General features: G+C 56.4%; 11 protein-coding genes. 1 reads left to right on the top strand and 10 read right to left on the bottom strand.

The window, feature by feature from the left end; all coding sequences use genetic code 11:
• Window positions 1-3 precede the first annotated feature (3 nt).
• Together ACZ1HJ_RS01645 and ACZ1HJ_RS01640 are read right to left on the bottom strand one after the other, a co-directional pair.
• Window positions 4-2,094: a peptidase domain-containing ABC transporter gene (locus ACZ1HJ_RS01645; protein ID WP_472720632.1), complete on the bottom strand. Its 2,091-nt coding sequence runs from the start codon at window positions 2,092-2,094 to the stop codon at window positions 4-6.
• Window positions 2,094-3,776: an ABC transporter transmembrane domain-containing protein gene (locus ACZ1HJ_RS01640; protein WP_472720631.1), complete on the bottom strand. Its 1,683-nt coding sequence runs from the start codon at window positions 3,774-3,776 to the stop codon at window positions 2,094-2,096. The genes ACZ1HJ_RS01645 and ACZ1HJ_RS01640 overlap by 1 nt, the downstream gene beginning before the upstream one ends.
• Window positions 3,777-3,986: 210 nt before the next feature.
• Here ACZ1HJ_RS01640 and ACZ1HJ_RS01635 point away from each other — a divergent pair, with 210 nt between their 5' ends.
• Window positions 3,987-6,839: a PA14 domain-containing protein gene (locus tag ACZ1HJ_RS01635; protein ID WP_472720630.1), complete on the top strand. Its 2,853-nt coding sequence runs from the start codon at window positions 3,987-3,989 to the stop codon at window positions 6,837-6,839.
• Between the two features lie 39 nt (window positions 6,840-6,878).
• Here ACZ1HJ_RS01635 and ACZ1HJ_RS01630 read toward each other — a convergent pair whose 3' ends face one another.
• From ACZ1HJ_RS01630 to ACZ1HJ_RS01595, 8 genes are all read right to left on the bottom strand, one after another.
• Window positions 6,879-8,906: a TRAP transporter permease gene (locus tag ACZ1HJ_RS01630; RefSeq protein WP_472720629.1), complete on the bottom strand. Its 2,028-nt coding sequence runs from the start codon at window positions 8,904-8,906 to the stop codon at window positions 6,879-6,881.
• A gap of 75 nt (window positions 8,907-8,981) precedes the next feature.
• Window positions 8,982-9,992, bottom strand: a complete 1,011-nt coding sequence (locus tag ACZ1HJ_RS01625) for a TAXI family TRAP transporter solute-binding subunit (RefSeq protein WP_472720628.1) — start codon at window positions 9,990-9,992, stop codon at window positions 8,982-8,984.
• Window positions 9,993-10,162: 170 nt separating this feature from the next.
• Entirely contained in the window at window positions 10,163-10,807 is a 645-nt protein-coding gene (otnC, locus tag ACZ1HJ_RS01620; protein ID WP_472720627.1) for a 3-oxo-tetronate 4-phosphate decarboxylase, read from the bottom strand.
• On the bottom strand, window positions 10,804-12,033 hold the full coding sequence (gene otnK, locus ACZ1HJ_RS01615) for a 3-oxo-tetronate kinase (RefSeq protein ID WP_472720626.1): 1,230 nt from the start codon (window positions 12,031-12,033) through the stop codon (window positions 10,804-10,806). Before otnK ends, otnC begins: the two co-directional genes overlap by 4 nt.
• Complete coding sequence (locus ACZ1HJ_RS01610; protein WP_472720625.1) at window positions 12,030-12,827, bottom strand: N-acyl homoserine lactonase family protein; 798 nt, start codon at window positions 12,825-12,827, stop codon at window positions 12,030-12,032. Before ACZ1HJ_RS01610 ends, otnK begins: the two co-directional genes overlap by 4 nt.
• Window positions 12,824-13,111, bottom strand: a complete 288-nt coding sequence (locus ACZ1HJ_RS01605) for a putative quinol monooxygenase (protein WP_472720624.1) — start codon at window positions 13,109-13,111, stop codon at window positions 12,824-12,826. The genes ACZ1HJ_RS01610 and ACZ1HJ_RS01605 overlap by 4 nt, the downstream gene beginning before the upstream one ends.
• Window positions 13,111-14,622: a tripartite tricarboxylate transporter permease gene (locus tag ACZ1HJ_RS01600; protein WP_472720623.1), complete on the bottom strand. Its 1,512-nt coding sequence runs from the start codon at window positions 14,620-14,622 to the stop codon at window positions 13,111-13,113. Before ACZ1HJ_RS01600 ends, ACZ1HJ_RS01605 begins: the two co-directional genes overlap by 1 nt.
• Entirely contained in the window at window positions 14,622-15,371 is a 750-nt protein-coding gene (locus tag ACZ1HJ_RS01595; protein WP_472720622.1) for a hypothetical protein, read from the bottom strand. The genes ACZ1HJ_RS01600 and ACZ1HJ_RS01595 overlap by 1 nt, the downstream gene beginning before the upstream one ends.
• Between the last annotated feature and the right edge of the window lie 19 nt (window positions 15,372-15,390).

Genomic DNA, 15,390 nt, shown 5'->3' with positions numbered 1-15,390 from the left:
CTGCTACTGGCCTCCGGATTTGGATTTCAATGCCGATAATTTCTTGAAGCCTGCCGCGCCTGTGTCATTGGCCACAACGCGCCCCTGATCGAGGAAGATAAATCGATCCCCTAGTTGCAAAAGCTCAGGTTCGCTTGTGGCGACAACGATGGTGCGTATGCCCTTTTGGTCGGATAACAGCTTGGCAAACGCCTCTTTGCGCGACTGGTCCAGACCGGCGAGTGGCTGATGAAGCATCAATACTGGACCTTCTCTTGTGAGGCTTCTGGCCAAAGTCAGCGCCCGAAGGGTGGAAGGTGACAGTGAAGAACGGAATGCCTCGGACAGGCGCGTATGAATACCGTCTGGGAAGGTGGTAACCTCATCCATCAGGTCCATCGCTTCAAGTGCTGTCGTCACCTCTTCTTCGGTGATGCTGGGCGACGCCAGGCGGAAATTCTGATAAATGGTGCCGTAAAACAGCTCGCTGCGCGAGGGCTCATACGTGATGGCGCGCCGCAAGTCGTCCACGGCGATTTGCCGAACATCGACCCCATCCAATTGGATTGACCCAAGACTGGGCTGACGGAACCCGCAAATCAGGTCAAACATTGTGGCCCGACCGCTGTTGCTGTCGCCTGAGATGATCGCAAACTCCCCGGCCTGAATGTCCAGTGAAACCTGCGAAAGAACCGCCGCGGTTGTGGCGTCATATCGGTGCGTCACACCGTTCAACGTAATTTGACCTCTGAACGCTTTTTGATGGCTTTGACCGATGCCGCGCACAACCTCTTCGTTCAACGCCAAAACACGGTCGCTTTGGCGCTTGCTTGAAAGGAAACCCAGAATTTGCGGCGCGTTGGCGTATAACGCCTGCAGCGGGGTTAAGACCTTCCACACCAAAGCCATTACGGCAATCAACGCGCCAAAGGACATGTCACCATTGATCGCTGACATTGCGCTGATGGCGACGGCGCCGATGCCGGCAATTGCCATCAGACCTTGGCCAAATGACTGGGAGACAAGTGTGAAATTGCTGGCTTGTTGGGCACTGCGGGATGCGCGTTTTGCAAGGATGGCGCTTTGGTCCTGCCAGTGCGCACTAAGCCCCAGACGCTGAATGGCGCGCTGTTTTTCGGTGATTTCAAAAACATGGCTGTGGAGTTTGGTCTTGTGATCGGCCGCCACGGTGTTCAACTGCCGTTGCTTCGGCAGATTCAGACAAATAGCACCGGCAAAGATGACGGCGAGACAAATGACCAGCCAGGCGACCGTCGCATTCAAGATGAACAGAACCACCAAAAATATCACGATAAAAGGCAGATCGAGCAGCGTTGTCATGGTCTGACCGCTGAAAATGTCCCGCAGGCTTTCAAATTGACGGAAGCGCGCCAATTGTTGTTCGACATCCGACTTTTCGATTTGATCCAGTGGCAGTGCAAGCAGTTTGCGAAAGAGTGCCAAACCCATCTGGTGTTCGGTGCGTCGCCCCATATGCGCCACAGCACTGGTCCGGGCAATTCGAAAGCCGCAATCGGCACATACTGCCAACAGCACGGCCAAGACCAGGGAGAGGACCAGATCGACGGATCCTGCAGGGATGACACGATCATAGATCACCATGATAAGCAGCGGGGTTGCCAAACCTGCCAAGTTTGACAGGAAGGAGGCGCCAATAAGCCACGGCATCAACCCGCTGAATTGGCGACAGATCTGTGAAAAACCCGGTGTTTCCGCCGCTTCTTGGGCGCTGTTGAATCTTTCCAGGCGGATCAGGCAGCCTGACTGGTTTGGCAACTCGTGCCATACCGGGTCTGTTTCCGCCATGGTGCAGGACAGGATTTTTTTGCCATCAACCTCGAAAATCGCAATGATTTCACCTGTCTGCCGCACAAAAAGTGCGGGACAATCTTTGTCGGTAATATGATGCAGTTTGCAGTCTTGGGTGGTAAGCGGAACACCCAAATTCTGCAATGTTTTGATCATGTCGTCTGCGCTTAGACGGTCCGACATATGTGGGACGGCCTCGAACAGACGATTTTGATTTGAGTGCCACCCGGCGGCCGACATGGCTTTGTCGAGGATCGAGATGGCTGAAGGAAGGCTGCTCTCCATTATCCGGCCCTCTCGTTTGGAACTGTCTGGACCATCTCTTGGTCATCTTGCCGATCTTTGTCCCACGCGTCTGTCAGCGTGGATTTGTCGGACCGCAATTCTACCCGTGCATCTGTCAACTGCATGAATGCGGGGTCCGGATCAGACAAGACAATGGTCGTTTCGCCCTTAAGGGCTTGCAAAACCGAAAGAAATCTGGCTGTGGCCGCGTCATCCATTGGTGTTGTTGCGTTGTTTAACAACAAAAGTCTTGGTTTGAGTGCAAGCGCCCGCACGAGAGTAACGCCTTGCAGGAAATTTTGGTTGTGCAACAACGCTTGGCTGTCCTGGATGGGCGTGTTGTACCCCATCGGCAAACGATGCAGGATTTTCTGCAAGCCGAGCCGTTCGGACAGCTCCAGTGCTTTTTCTATTCTGTCCCCGTCGCCGAAGGCCGAAATGTTTTCCAATACCGTGCCGGCAAAATAGACCGGGTTTTGGTCAGCATAAACAATACCGCCCACCCCGCGCGCGTTTACAAGCGTGTCGGGAGACTGGCCGTCAATCGTGATGGTTCCGGATGTCGCCATTATTTCCGCAAGGAGCAGTTTATGGAAAGATGATGTACCGGCGCCGGAATGTCCGGTGAGGCCCACGCAGGTGCCGGGCTGTATCTCACCCGAGCTGTTCTGGATGATAAATTCGTCATGCATCCAGTGTTTGAGGCTCAGCTTTTCAAATTTGATGAGACCAGTGATTGGTTCGACCAAGGCCGGAGCTTTGGGGCGCTGTGGGATGTTGCAGGCCTCGGTTACTTTTGACTTGGCCATGCCGAGACTTTCCGATTGTGCCCACAGTCCCAACGCCTTGAGCATGGGTTGTACGGTGCGACCGTTGAGGAGCATACAGGCCGCCAATTCCGCGATGCCAATATGATGGGTGATCACCAGGTAGCCGCCCATCAACCCCATAGCTGCGACCGCCACTTGGGAAAACAAGGCGCCAAATGTCTGTGAGAAGCCGGAAAACAGGATCACGTTATGGCTCAGGTCGGCCGTTTGGCGTTGCAAAAGCTCGTAACGCCGCTGCATCTGCGGCTCCATCGTATTGGATTTGAGCGTTTTGATCTGCGACAAGACTTCGACGAGAAACGAGTAACGTCGGCCATCAAGTGTCCTGCGTTTCTCAAAAACGCTGGATTGCGCCTTGGTCAACGCCATTTTGAACATGAGCAGCAACGCGATACTGGTCAGTGGCACCAGAACCAACCAACCGCCAATCCAGGCAATCATCGAAATAAAGACCACGGTAAAAGGCAGGTCGATTGACAGAATTCGCGCTTGCCCGCCGTAATATGACCGCAACTGCGCGATGGCGCTCATCCTGTCCATGTGAGCGGCAGGCGTGGTTTTCCCAAAGGTTTCAGGATCGGCATTCAGCGTGGCATGGGCAAAGGAATTGCACAGATTTGTTTCAAATTGTTCCGCCCTATTGCTCAGTAGAATCGCCCGCCCCCATTTCAGCGCAAACTCCAGAGCCGCGACAACGCACAGGCCCAGAAAGAGGAACGACAGAGTTTCGACAGCCTCAAAAGGGATCACACGGTCGAAGACTTGTAGCACCACCAGTGGCAGCGCCAGCGCCAGTAAATTAAGGCCAAGCGTTGCGGCAAGTGTCGTTGCGCCAATTCGTGGCGGGGACACAGGCAAACTTTGTGAGGACACCGTATGTGACACATGAAACTCCAACAATCGTCCGAGTTTTATGGCGCGTTAAGGTTTCTCATTTCCTTAAATGCAAAAAAAGGTGCTTTAACGTTTAATCGAATACTCCGCTAATCGTTTGGTCATCTTAAGTCTTTCTTTGCGTTCACGGTCGAGACAGTTCCGGAGCTTTTGAGCCAGGAGATCGTGATGCAAGACGACAATTTTGAAGACGTTTCGCCCGAAAATTTTCAGCCGGAATCGGATGATCTGAAGAAGAAGGCGGCAGCGGACTCTGTCAAATCTGCTGAGCTTGCGCCGGAAGACACCAGCCGCAGCACGTTGCACTATGGCGAAGACTACGAAGGCACTACCGTCGACAGCTCTGCCCCGGATGCCTCTACACCGGATCACGCTGAGGGGGAGCAATCCGAGGATGGGCCGGAAGAGGCCCGGCAGGCCAATAGCGAAACCTCTTCCATCAATGGTCCGGCCGAAGAACCGGCGCTGACACCGTCGTCTAAGACGACGGAGCGCACCGAAGAAGAGAGTAACGCGCAGGTGGCGCGCGACAATGGATCAGACGCTCCAACCTCCGCAGCGCCAATGGCTGGGCAGGATGCCCCGGACGCAGAAGACGCGCCGCGTCCGCGCGCCGATGCAGCACGGGTTACAGAAGACAATGAATCGCAGGATGGTCCGGAAGCCAAAGAGCCGGTTGCGGAAGCTGAGCCTGAAAATTCGGCCCCAAGCGACGTAAATCTTTCAAACCAATCCATTGCTGAAAATGCTGCAGGCGCCGTTGTTGGCAAGCTGTCTGTTGTGGATGGCGATTTTGGCGATACACATAGTTTTGCGCTGTCAGATGACCGGTTTGAGGTTGTCGATGGGCATGTCAAACTAAAGGATGGCATCGCGCTCGATCACGAAGAGCTTTCGGAGCTGGTGCTGGATGTAACCGTGACGGATGCCTCGGGCGCAGAATACACCGAAAGCTTCGACATTGCCGTGACGGATGTAAACGAAGCGCCGATCGATGTGTCGTTATCCAATCATGCGGTTGCGGAAAATACCGATGGCGCCGTGGTTGGGCATATTTCGGTGACCGATTCAGACGCTGGAGACACACATAGTTTTTCGGTATCGGATGAACGTTTTGAAGTGGTCGACGGGCAGGTCAAACTGAAGGAGGGCGTGAGTCTGAACCGTGATGAAGCGGCTGAATTGACGCTGGATGTCACGGCCACTGACAGCGGCGGCCAGGCGGTCACCCAAAGCTTTGATGTATCGGTCATGGATGTGCCAGAGGTTGGGTTGGCAACCGGGTTTCATGCCCGCTATTTCGACGTGAATCACAGGCTAGGTGAACTTGATGATGTGGATTGGCAAACTGACCCAACCCACGAAGAACTGGTCGGTGACATTGACTATGCCAATGGCCGCGGATCGTTTTGGGAAGGCGGTTCGACGGATACGTTTGGTGTTCAGATCACCGGCAACATCGAGATCGAAGAAGGTGGTACATTCAATTTCCACATCGGCGGGGACGATGGTGTTGTTTTGTATATCAACGGTCAGGAAGTTGTCGAAAACGATGGCTTGCATGGCTTCCGGACACGGTCCGGCGAGGTCGAGCTTGATCCCGGGACACATGTGATCGAAGTCCGGTATTTTGAAAATCACGGACATGCCGGTCTCAAGGTGGAATGGGAAGGCCCGGGCTTGGATGGTCGCGAGTTGCTCACACCGCCAGCGGTCGATGATTTGCAAACCGTGAATGGGATGCCTGTTTCCGTGGATCTGACAACAGATATGTCGACCCCAAAGGATGGATCTTTCAGCCAGGTGATCGAAGGCTTGCCACCGGGTACAGAAGTGCAGGCCGGTGAGGCGTTCATAACTGTTGGCGAAGATGGCACCGCAGATGTTACGGGTCTGGATACGTCGCTGTTGAACATCACGCCACCGGTCGACTTTACGGGCGATATCGATGCAGAAGTGGTGACGTCGGTTACCCATGAAGGTGGCGACAAAGCCGTCACGACCACGGACCTGAATATTACGGTTGATCAAGCGGAGATTTCCGGACCGGACATCGATCTTCAGGCGGGTTTTCGCGCCAGCTATTTTGATGTGGATCACAGTCTTAATCGTCTGGATCAGATCGATTGGGATGGTGAACCAACCCATGAGGAAGTGGTGGGCGAGGTCAATTACACCAACAGTCGCGAGTCCTTTTGGGAAGATGGCTCTAAGGATACGTTTGGGGCACGGATAACCGGTGAGGTGACCATCGAAGAGGGTGGGACATTTGATTTCTTCCTCGGTGGTGACGACGGTGTCGTGCTCTTCGTCAACGGCATTGAGGTCATTGATAACGATGGTTTGCATGGGTTTCGCACGCGTTCGGGCGAAATAGAATTGGAACCCGGCACCCATGACATCGAAGTGCGATATTTTGAAAACTATGGCCATGCCGGTTTGAAGCTGGAATGGGAAGGGCCAGGCATTGACGGCCGCGAACTGGTGCAGGCCGACACGGAACTGGCGGTCCCGGAAAATGGCACTCTGGATGTTCAACTGGTCAACCACGATGTTGGACCGGATGGATCAATCACACTGTCCGGCTTGCCTGCGGATACCATCTTGGTAAGCGGGTCAAATTCGGTCGTGTCCGATGGTTCTGATCTGGATTTGACGGGCTGGGATCTGGATTTGGTTGAATTCATGCCGCCCCCAGGCTTCGAGGGTACTATTTCGGCTGAATTCACGGTGACGGATACCGCGTTCAACGGCGAAACGGTCCAAACAACAGAAACGTTTGAGATTGATGTTGGCGATGTTGAGAATGCCACGCCAGAAGACGGATCTGATGAAGAATTGCTCATGGCGGATGCCGAGAATGCGGAGGGTGGTGATGCGGGTTGGGCAGATGATGCAGCCACACAAGATGACGGTTCAGACGCCTCGGATGATGACGTGATGGAAGAGCCGGTTTCGGAAAATCATGGCGCTGAAGAAAGTTATGAGACAACCGAAACGTACGAACGCAACGATTGGTGACTTAGGCTTTCAACGGTGGCGTGACCTGAGCCGCGTTGCTCAGGCTAGGCCTTTCTTGCGCCGAAGTTGCAGGACGATGATCGGCACCATTGCCAAAATGCCCATGACCATCGTGGTCAAACCCGGCGCGATAAAGAGGAACGAGAACAGGCCGACCCACCATCGTTCCCAGTTTCGCAATGGGGCCATCATGTAGCCGGAAAACGCGACGCCAAGGGACGCAATCCCGAGCATGGCTCCCAAGAGGGTGACGGTGAAAGCCCACCATGTGAAGCCATCCGCAACCAGCAAAAGTGCGGGCGAATAAACAAACACAAAAGGCACAAGCGCTTTGGCGATGCCCAGCCGGAATGCGGTGTTACCGGTTTTGAACGGGTTCGAGCCCGCAATGCCAGCCGCGGCGTAAGCTGCAAGCGCCACGGGGGGCGTGATGTCAGCCAGAACACCGTAGTAAAACACGAAAAAATGCGAGACGAGCGGTTGCACCTGAAGCTGTGCGAGGGCGGGTGCGGCCACGGCCACCAGAATAATGTAGGTGGCTGTGGTGGGGATGCCGGCACCCATGATGATGCAGGCGATTGCGATCAGGATGAGCGAGAAAAAGAGAGCCCATTGTTCGATTGCGAAATAGGACAGGGGCCAGATGCTCCCGACAAAGCTGCCGATATCAGTGGCCGTTTGGACGACGACATAACCCAGCCGGAAACCCACGCCGGTCAGCGTAACAACACCCACAACCACACCCACAGTGGCCGCTGCGGCGCCCACAGCCAGCGTACTTTTTGCACCTGAAGCGAGGCTGTTCCACAAATCCGTCAATGTCAGGCGATTGACCGGGTTTAAAAACCCAACCACAACACAGGCAATGATGCCGTAGACGGCGGCAAAATCCGGGGTTTTTCCCGACAGTATCAAATAGACCAGAATGCCCAACGGGATGATGCTGAGCCAATGCTGTTTCAGCACGATGGCCGCCTTGGGCAGTTCCTCGGCGCGCAGGCCCCGAAGCCCCAGTTTCTTGGCCTCAAGATGCACCATGATGAAGATCCCGAAGTAATGCAGAAGCGCGGGGAAAAGGGCTGCGGCCAGAACATCTCGCAAAGGTATCTCGAGATATTCGACCATAATGAATGCCGCCGCGCCCAAGATGGGTGGCGTGATTTGTCCGCCGGTGGAGGCAGTGGCCTCGGTGGCGCCTGCGAAATGGGCGGGATAGCCCACACGTTTCATGGCCGGGATCGTCAATGCGCCAGTGGTCACTGTATTGGCAATCGAGGAGCCCGAAATCGTGCCCATGAAGGCGCTGGAAAAGATTGCCACCTTGGCGGGGCCGCCGGAATAGCGCCCGGCAATCACCATCGCAAGATCGATAAAAAGCTGTCCTAATCCGATCCGCATGGCCAGCACGCCAAACAGGATGAAGAGGAAAACGTATTGCGCCATCACGCCGATGGCGACGCCGTAAATGCCCTGATTGGTCATGTAGAGATGGTTGATCAATCCCAACCAGGATGAGCCGCCATGTTTCAGCGCGCCGGGCATCCACGGGCCGAAAATAGCAAAGGCGATGAAGAAGAGCGCGATAATGGGCAGTGTGGGGCCGACGGACCGGCGTGTGGCCTCCAGTGTCAGAACCAACAAGGCTGTGCCCATGAAGATATCGGATTGTGACGGGTTGCCGACCCGCTCTGCAACGATCTCGGGCGGAAGAAGCGGCAGGTAAAGTGCTGCGCCGACGGCGAGTATGGAAAACACCAGATCAAGGAATGGGACGCCCTGGAAATAGAACCCACCCCGGCGCGGTTCTGTGCTGGCATCTTTGCGCCAGCTGAACAGCAAAAACACCAGCCCCAGCACGAACGCCAAATGAATGCCGCGGTGCAAAAGCTCGCGGATCAGGGCAAATCCGGAGGCGTAGAAATGGTAAACCGACATCGCAACCAGAGCTGTCGCAATCACATATCCGATCTGAAGGCCGGTGGCGCGGAACGCCGTTTCAGGATCAAATTTGCGCTCGATTTCGGCCAGTTCTTCTGGCGTCAGTTCAGGTTGCGTGTCCGTTGTCATGTTCCCCACCCCATGCCAAAATAAAAAAGCCCCGGGCGTCTGTTGAAACCCGGGGCGATGTTGGAAACGGCCTGCTTATTCCAGCAATCCGGCTTCTTTGTAGAAGCGTTCGGCACCCGCGTGCAGCGGCACACCAACGCCATTCAGGGCCGTATCTGGCGTGATTGTCTTGCCCTTGGCGTGACCCACGTCCAGCAATTTGCGTGACTGCTCATTCCAGAGCGCCTTGGTGATGTTGTAGATCAGCTCTTCGTCTTCATTGGCCGATGTAAACCACTGGGCGCCAACGGCGACGGTTGGTGTTGTGCCGACGCCTTCATACGCGCCCTCGGGGATGTCGGAGGCAGCGAAAAAGCCGTATTTATCGGTCAGTGAGGCAGCACCATCGCCATCGATGGGCACAAGCTTGATGTCAGCAGCCGAAGCCAATTCCACCAGCGATCCGGTCGGGTATCCCGCGACCACGAAAAACGCGTCAATCTTGCCATTGCGCAATGCTTCCGATGCGGCTCCGCCTTTGAGGGCTTCGGCGGTGACGTCATCCACAGACAGACCGTTCGCTTCCATGATCAGATTGGCGTCGACATACGTGCCCGAGCCAGGCTCATCCAGAGACACGCGCTTGCCCTTCAGATCGGCGACCGAGTTGATGCCGCTATCAGCAAGAGCGACAAGGTGAATGTGCTCTTCGAACAATGCGGCAATGGTGCGCAGATCGGTGGCAGGTTCCTTGCCTTCCATCGTGCCCGTTCCGGTATAGGCCCAATAAGCAACGTCAGACTGGGCAAAGCCGGAATTCCGCAGGCCGGAGATGATGGCGTTGACATTGTCGACCGAGCCGCGTGAGGAAACGGCTGAGGCAATCAACCCCTCGACGCCGCAAGAACCGCCCGCATCGCATTCGCGCGATCCCGGTGGTTTCGAGATCGCATTGGCGATCACGCCGCCAACTGGATAATACGTGTAGGCCGTGCCGCCGGTACCAATCGTAAAGAATTTGAGGTCCTGTGCGATGGCTGCGGTGCCGACACCGACGATCACCGCCGCGGACAGAACCGCCGTCTTCAGGTTTTTGTATGCTAACATTATCCAGTTTCTCCCAGTTTATTTTTTGCCATGCAGCGCAGGTTTTGGATTGCTGAACCAACGGGCGATTGTTCTAGAATGCCGACGCTAACAATTGCGTTCTATGAATGCAAACCGTGCTGTTTCTTCGCAGATGCTGAGGGGAATGGCCCATACCGTATTGTGAATCTTCAGCTCTCGAAGTCAAACCGGGTGGATAGCGCTTGGATGTCCGTTTCGCTCAACATATTCGGGTTCATACCGCGGGTCAGAATGGCAAGTTTTGCGGTTTCTTCCAGCTCTTCCATCGCAAAGACAGCAGCCCAGAGATCGCTCCCGGCGACAACGGGTCCATGATTTGCCAGTAACACGGCGGATCGTTTTCCCGCCAGTCCGCGGACCGCGTCGCCCATCGCCGCGTCACCGGGCAGAAAGAAAGGCAGGAGCTTTACCCGCCCCACGCGCATGAGCGAATAGGGGGTCAGGGGTGGCAGGACATTGTCGGGGTCCGTATCTGGCAACATCGAAAGGGCGACGGAATGGGTAGCGTGCAGATGTACCACTGCGCCGGCCGTGCTGCGGGTGTCGTAAAAGGCCGTGTGTAAGGGGATTTCTTTTGTCGGTGGATCGCCTGACAGCAATGTCAAATCCGTGCTCAGATGACTGATTTGAGCGGGGTCCAGAAAACCCATGCAACTGCCGGTCGGCGTCATCAAGAGAGACCCATCTGACAGCCGTGCGGAGATATTGCCGGATGCGCCGCAGGTCAGGCCGCGATCAAACATGGATTTGGCGAGGGTGCAGATGTCCTCGCGCAGTTTGGTGATCTCGCTCATGTGCTGCCCTCCATAAAGGCCAAGGCGTCGGCAAAGAAGTCTGGCCCCCCAAAATTGCCGGACTTGAGCGCAAGTGCAATCGGAAGGTCCCGATCAAGGCTGGTGACCGGAACGCCCGGCGCGAGGCGGGGCCCAATCCGAAGGACGCGGGCATTCAGGCCGCCCACGACAGCGCCTGACGTTTCTCCGCCCGCTACCACGATCCTGCGTACACCGTTTTCGGCCAAGTGACGCGCCAGATCGGCAAAAAGAGCTTCGATCTTATGGGCCACGGTCTCGGCCCCAAACTCGGCCTGCGCCCGGCGTACTGTTTCCGCATCCGCGGACGAATACACCAGGGGAGGCGTGGGGTGGGTTAAAACCCACTCTGCCACCTTTTCGGCCGTGATGTCGCCGTTCACTACGTCTCGCGCCCGGATTTCCATATGAGGGGCATGGGCGCAAAAGGTCCGGACCTGAGCTTGGGTGGCTGTGCTGCAAGAGCCCGATAAAACCGCGCCCGGACCTGTGATCGGTGCCCATGTCGGTGTGGTTGCCATATGGCCGAAATTTTTCGGCAGGCCAAGCGCGATGCCTGAGCCACCACATAAGAGACTTTCCGAGGCAGCCGCTTGGCCAATGGCCCAAAGGTCAGCGTCGCGAATGGCGTCGACAATGACATGTCCCTTGTCCGGCAAAGCGTCGACGATGGCCGTAGGGCCGCCCATCACGACACGTGCGGGCACATGCCCGATGGGGTGGCGGCTTTGTGCGGCCAACACGCGACGCAAATCCGCGTCATGCATGGGGGTGAGGGGGTGATTTTGCATGCCGCTCTCATTCAGCAGCACGTCGTTCACAAAAAGATGGCCCTGAAAGACACTGCGCCCGTTTTCGGGAAACGCCGGGCAAACAATGGTGCGTGGGGCATTGAGGTGTGTGCTCAGCGCATCCAGAACCGGCCCGATATTGCCTGCCGGTGTGCTGTCGAAGGTAGAGCAGACCTTGAAGACAATCTGCGTGGCACCTTGAGCCAACAGCCAGTCGCACGCGGCCAGCGACATGGTGACGGCGTCGTCCACAGGTGCCGTGCGTGATTTGAGCGCGATGACCCCGGCGGCCAGGTCGGCCGGTGGGGGCGTGTCCGGGACGCCGATGAATTGCGCGACTGACATGCCGGCTTCGGCCACGGTCAGTGCAATATCCGAGGCACCGGTAAAATCGTCTGCGATGATGCCTAGTTTCATATGGTAATGTCTTGGTTGGGGCCGTGGTCCAGACGGTTGATGTGACCGGCGGGGCCTTCATCAAAGATACGACACACAAGCGGATCGTGGCCGGGAATGATAAGCTGAGGCGCGCTGGCCAATTGGCGCAGCCTGTCGAACCCGTCCAACATGTCCTGCAGATCGACCACAATCGGAAAAGGTTTTCCATGGGCTACGTTTTCGTAAAAATGTGATGCGTCCGAGGCCAGAACCAACCAGCCGGCGGTTGTTTTGACCCGAACGCATTGCAACCCGCGCGAATGACCGCCAATCCGGTGCACGGTAACGCCGTCGGTTATTTCGGCATCCCCGTCGTGGAAGGTAACCTTGCCCGCGTAAAGCCGGTGGATGGCTTCGCAAATATGCCCGGCGGTATAGGGCATCCGCAATGTGTCATGGCACATGCAAGGGCCGGTCGCGAAAGCCATTTCCGCGGCCTGGAGGTGTAAAGTGGCGTTGGGAAAAAGATGCAGACCGCCCGCATGGTCATAATGCAGATGTGTCACGATGACTTGCGAGACAGCCTTTGGATCGATGCCTAACGGCGCCAGCGCCTCGGTTGGGGTCAGCCGGATCGGGCGCCCGCGCGAGGTTGCTTCGTGCATATCGTAACCGGTATCGACAAGGATGATCTGATCGTCGCGGCGCAGCACCCAGATGAAGTAATCCATGGGATGCGGGGCATCATGATTGTTGTCAAAGATGAAGCTATCGCTGCGTGTGCGCGCGTTTCTGTCGGCGTATTTTACGGAAAAAACCTGCCAGTCGCTCATCGCAGGACCTCGTCATACGTGTCGAGTTTCTTATCCAGTACCATATCCGCAACCGCCGCGTCGAAGGCCAGAAAATGTGCGGATTTCAGATGCGCGTCAAAGGCTGCTCGATCATCATAAATCTCGTAGAGAAAAACAGTGTCGGGATCATCCCCTTTGCAGACGTCGAACTGCTGACAGCCCGGTTCGGTTTCGCGAGACAGGCGTGCGTTTTCGACCATACGCGGCAGAAAATCCTGCATGAGGCCGGGTTTGGTTCGGAACAGAACAGTCACGGCATACATCAGTGGATAGCTCCTTTCAGACGTCCAAAGGCGCGTTTTATGAACGGCAATTGGCTCAGGATGAGCGCGAGGTTGAGCGCGCATAGTATCGCGGCACCGGGTCGGGAAACAAAGACCGAAATGTCGCCATCAGAAATCAACAGGGATCGCCGGAAGGTTTCGTCAAAAAGTCCTCCCAAAATGACACCGATCACAAGCGGTGCGATGGGATATTTGAGAAGGTTCATGAAATAGGCCACAAATCCCACGCCCAGCATCAGGTAAAGGTCATTGATCCCACCGCCGACACTGAAAGATCCGATGGTGGTCAGCACCAGAACCACCGGCAAAAACACGGTTTGCGGGATTTTCAGAATGCGGATGAACAGCCGGGCGGTAAACAGGCCCATGATGAACATGGTCAGGCTGGCCAGCATCAGGATCGCGACAACGCGCATGATGATCTCAGGGTCGATTGTGGGGCCGGGGATCACGTTGTTGATCTTGAAAGCGCCCATCAGTGCCGCGGCGGGGGGTGAGCCGGGGATGCCAAGGACCAGCAGCGGGATCATCGCGCCGCCGATGCAGGCGTTATTGGCGGTTTCCGATGACAAGAGGCCTTCAAGTGAGCCTTTGCCGAATTTCTGGCCCTCGCGGCTGACAGATTTGCCAACACCGTAGCTGACCCATCCGGCCACATCTTCACCAACGCCGGGCAGCGCACCCACGCCCGTGCCAATTACGCCGGAGCGGCCGATTGTGGGCAGGTAACGGCGTACCGTCTTGAGATTGGGAAGAATGCGCCCCTTGAGGGCAACCATTTGGCCCAGATCGACATGGCGCATCCCCTCAATGATCTGCGGAATGGCGAAGGCCCCCATTAGAACCGGAACAACCTGAAAACCGCTGAGCAAATAGGACCAGCCGAAGGTGTAGCGCGGTTCTGACAGGAGCGGATCGAGACCGACCATTGCCATTGCAAGGCCCACCAAGCCCGCCATCCAGCCCTTGATGACGAGATCTTCGCTCATCAACGTACCCGAGAGCAGGATGCCAAAAAGAGCCAAAAGGGCTTTTTCGGGGCTGGCGATGTTTTTGGAAATCAGCAGGAGCGCCCAGACAAAGACTAGAAGGGCCAGTGTACCGATCAGGGTTCCGATAAAACTTGCCGTGGTGGTCAGGCCAAGCGCCTCACCGCCGCGCCCGGCGCGGGCCAGGGGGTATCCGTCCATCGCTGTGGCCGCACTGGCCGCGGTGCCGGGAATGTTCAACAGGATAGAGGGGTACGAGCCGCCATAGATCGCGCCAACATACGCCCCCAACAGCGCGATCAGGGCGTAATCCAGCGGAATTTTGTTGCCAAAAAAACCTGTCAGGATGGTCACCGCCAGCGTGGCCGTCAATCCTGGCAAGGCCCCGAACGTGATGCCCAAAAAAACGGATAGGATGATGTAGAGGTAGCTGAGCGGGTCAATGATCAGCGTCCAGAATGCGCCGCCAAATCCGGCAAGCTGCGCGACCACAAAATCCATCACCGCCTCCAGAGAGGGCGAAGGGTGACGTAGTAGTGGTATTCAATTTGGGCAAAAATTAACCCGCCCCGTGCCGGTACGTTTTGACGGAAGCCGAATGCCATGGCGCAAACCAGAATGAGCGGTGCCAACACCGCGATGAACGGTATGATGCGTAAGGCCGGTTCGTGGTGAGCCTGCCACAACACCACTCCTGTCAGCAAAATCCAGACCGCGAGGGTGACGATGTCATCGTCGTGCAGGTTCCATTCTGATTGTGCGGTGTTGGCGATCAGCGCATAGGCGGCGGGCAAAAGGACGGCCAGCGTTGCAACGGGCAAACGCCGTGACGCGGCCCGCCGGAAGCCGTAGATCAATGCGGTGATCAATAGGCCCGCAGAAATCACGAAATCCACGCGTGGCACCAGCCCCGCAATAAAGCCCAGCATGATGGCGCAAAGGCTAAGCACACGTTTGGCTTCGGTGCTGTCCCACCCGATGCCAACCGACGAAAGCGCGTGTTTTGCGCCGCCCGCGCGAATTGAGATGCCCAAAAGGACACAAGACAGGATCAGCAAGCCACCGAAGAGGCCGAAGGGCACAAGGGCGGCGGAGGTGTACCAATCGCCGCCGCTGACACCCGCGCGGTTGTCTCCGAAGAGCGGAATTGCGGACGTCTTCCACAGGAAAAACAGCGAAAGCGCGATCAGGACCAATGACGTCCAGAAATCGCGCGCGCGCAGGATCAAATGATCGCTTGGGTGGGACACGTGGTCATTTTCCCTGAAA

This window comes from Roseovarius sp. JB2-10 (genome assembly GCF_055693585.1).
This window is presented reverse-complemented; position numbering and strand designations above follow the sequence as displayed.

Bases quoted from the DNA above. Each gene is read 5' to 3' on its own strand.
- ACZ1HJ_RS01645 (WP_472720632.1), bottom strand. From the start codon at position 2,094: ATGGAGAGCAGCCTTCCTTCAGCCATCTCGATCCTCGACAAAGCCATG.
- ACZ1HJ_RS01635 (WP_472720630.1), top strand. From the start codon at position 3,987: ATGCAAGACGACAATTTTGAAGACGTTTCGCCCGAAAATTTTCAGCCG.
- ACZ1HJ_RS01630 (WP_472720629.1), bottom strand. From the start codon at position 8,906: ATGACAACGGACACGCAACCTGAACTGACGCCAGAAGAACTGGCCGAA.
- ACZ1HJ_RS01625 (WP_472720628.1), bottom strand. From the start codon at position 9,992: ATGTTAGCATACAAAAACCTGAAGACGGCGGTTCTGTCCGCGGCGGTG.
- otnC (WP_472720627.1), bottom strand. From the start codon at position 10,807: ATGAGCGAGATCACCAAACTGCGCGAGGACATCTGCACCCTCGCCAAA.
- otnK (WP_472720626.1), bottom strand. From the start codon at position 12,033: ATGAAACTAGGCATCATCGCAGACGATTTTACCGGTGCCTCGGATATT.
- ACZ1HJ_RS01610 (WP_472720625.1), bottom strand. From the start codon at position 12,827: ATGAGCGACTGGCAGGTTTTTTCCGTAAAATACGCCGACAGAAACGCG.
- ACZ1HJ_RS01605 (WP_472720624.1), bottom strand. From the start codon at position 13,111: ATGTATGCCGTGACTGTTCTGTTCCGAACCAAACCCGGCCTCATGCAG.
- ACZ1HJ_RS01600 (WP_472720623.1), bottom strand. From the start codon at position 14,622: ATGGATTTTGTGGTCGCGCAGCTTGCCGGATTTGGCGGCGCATTCTGG.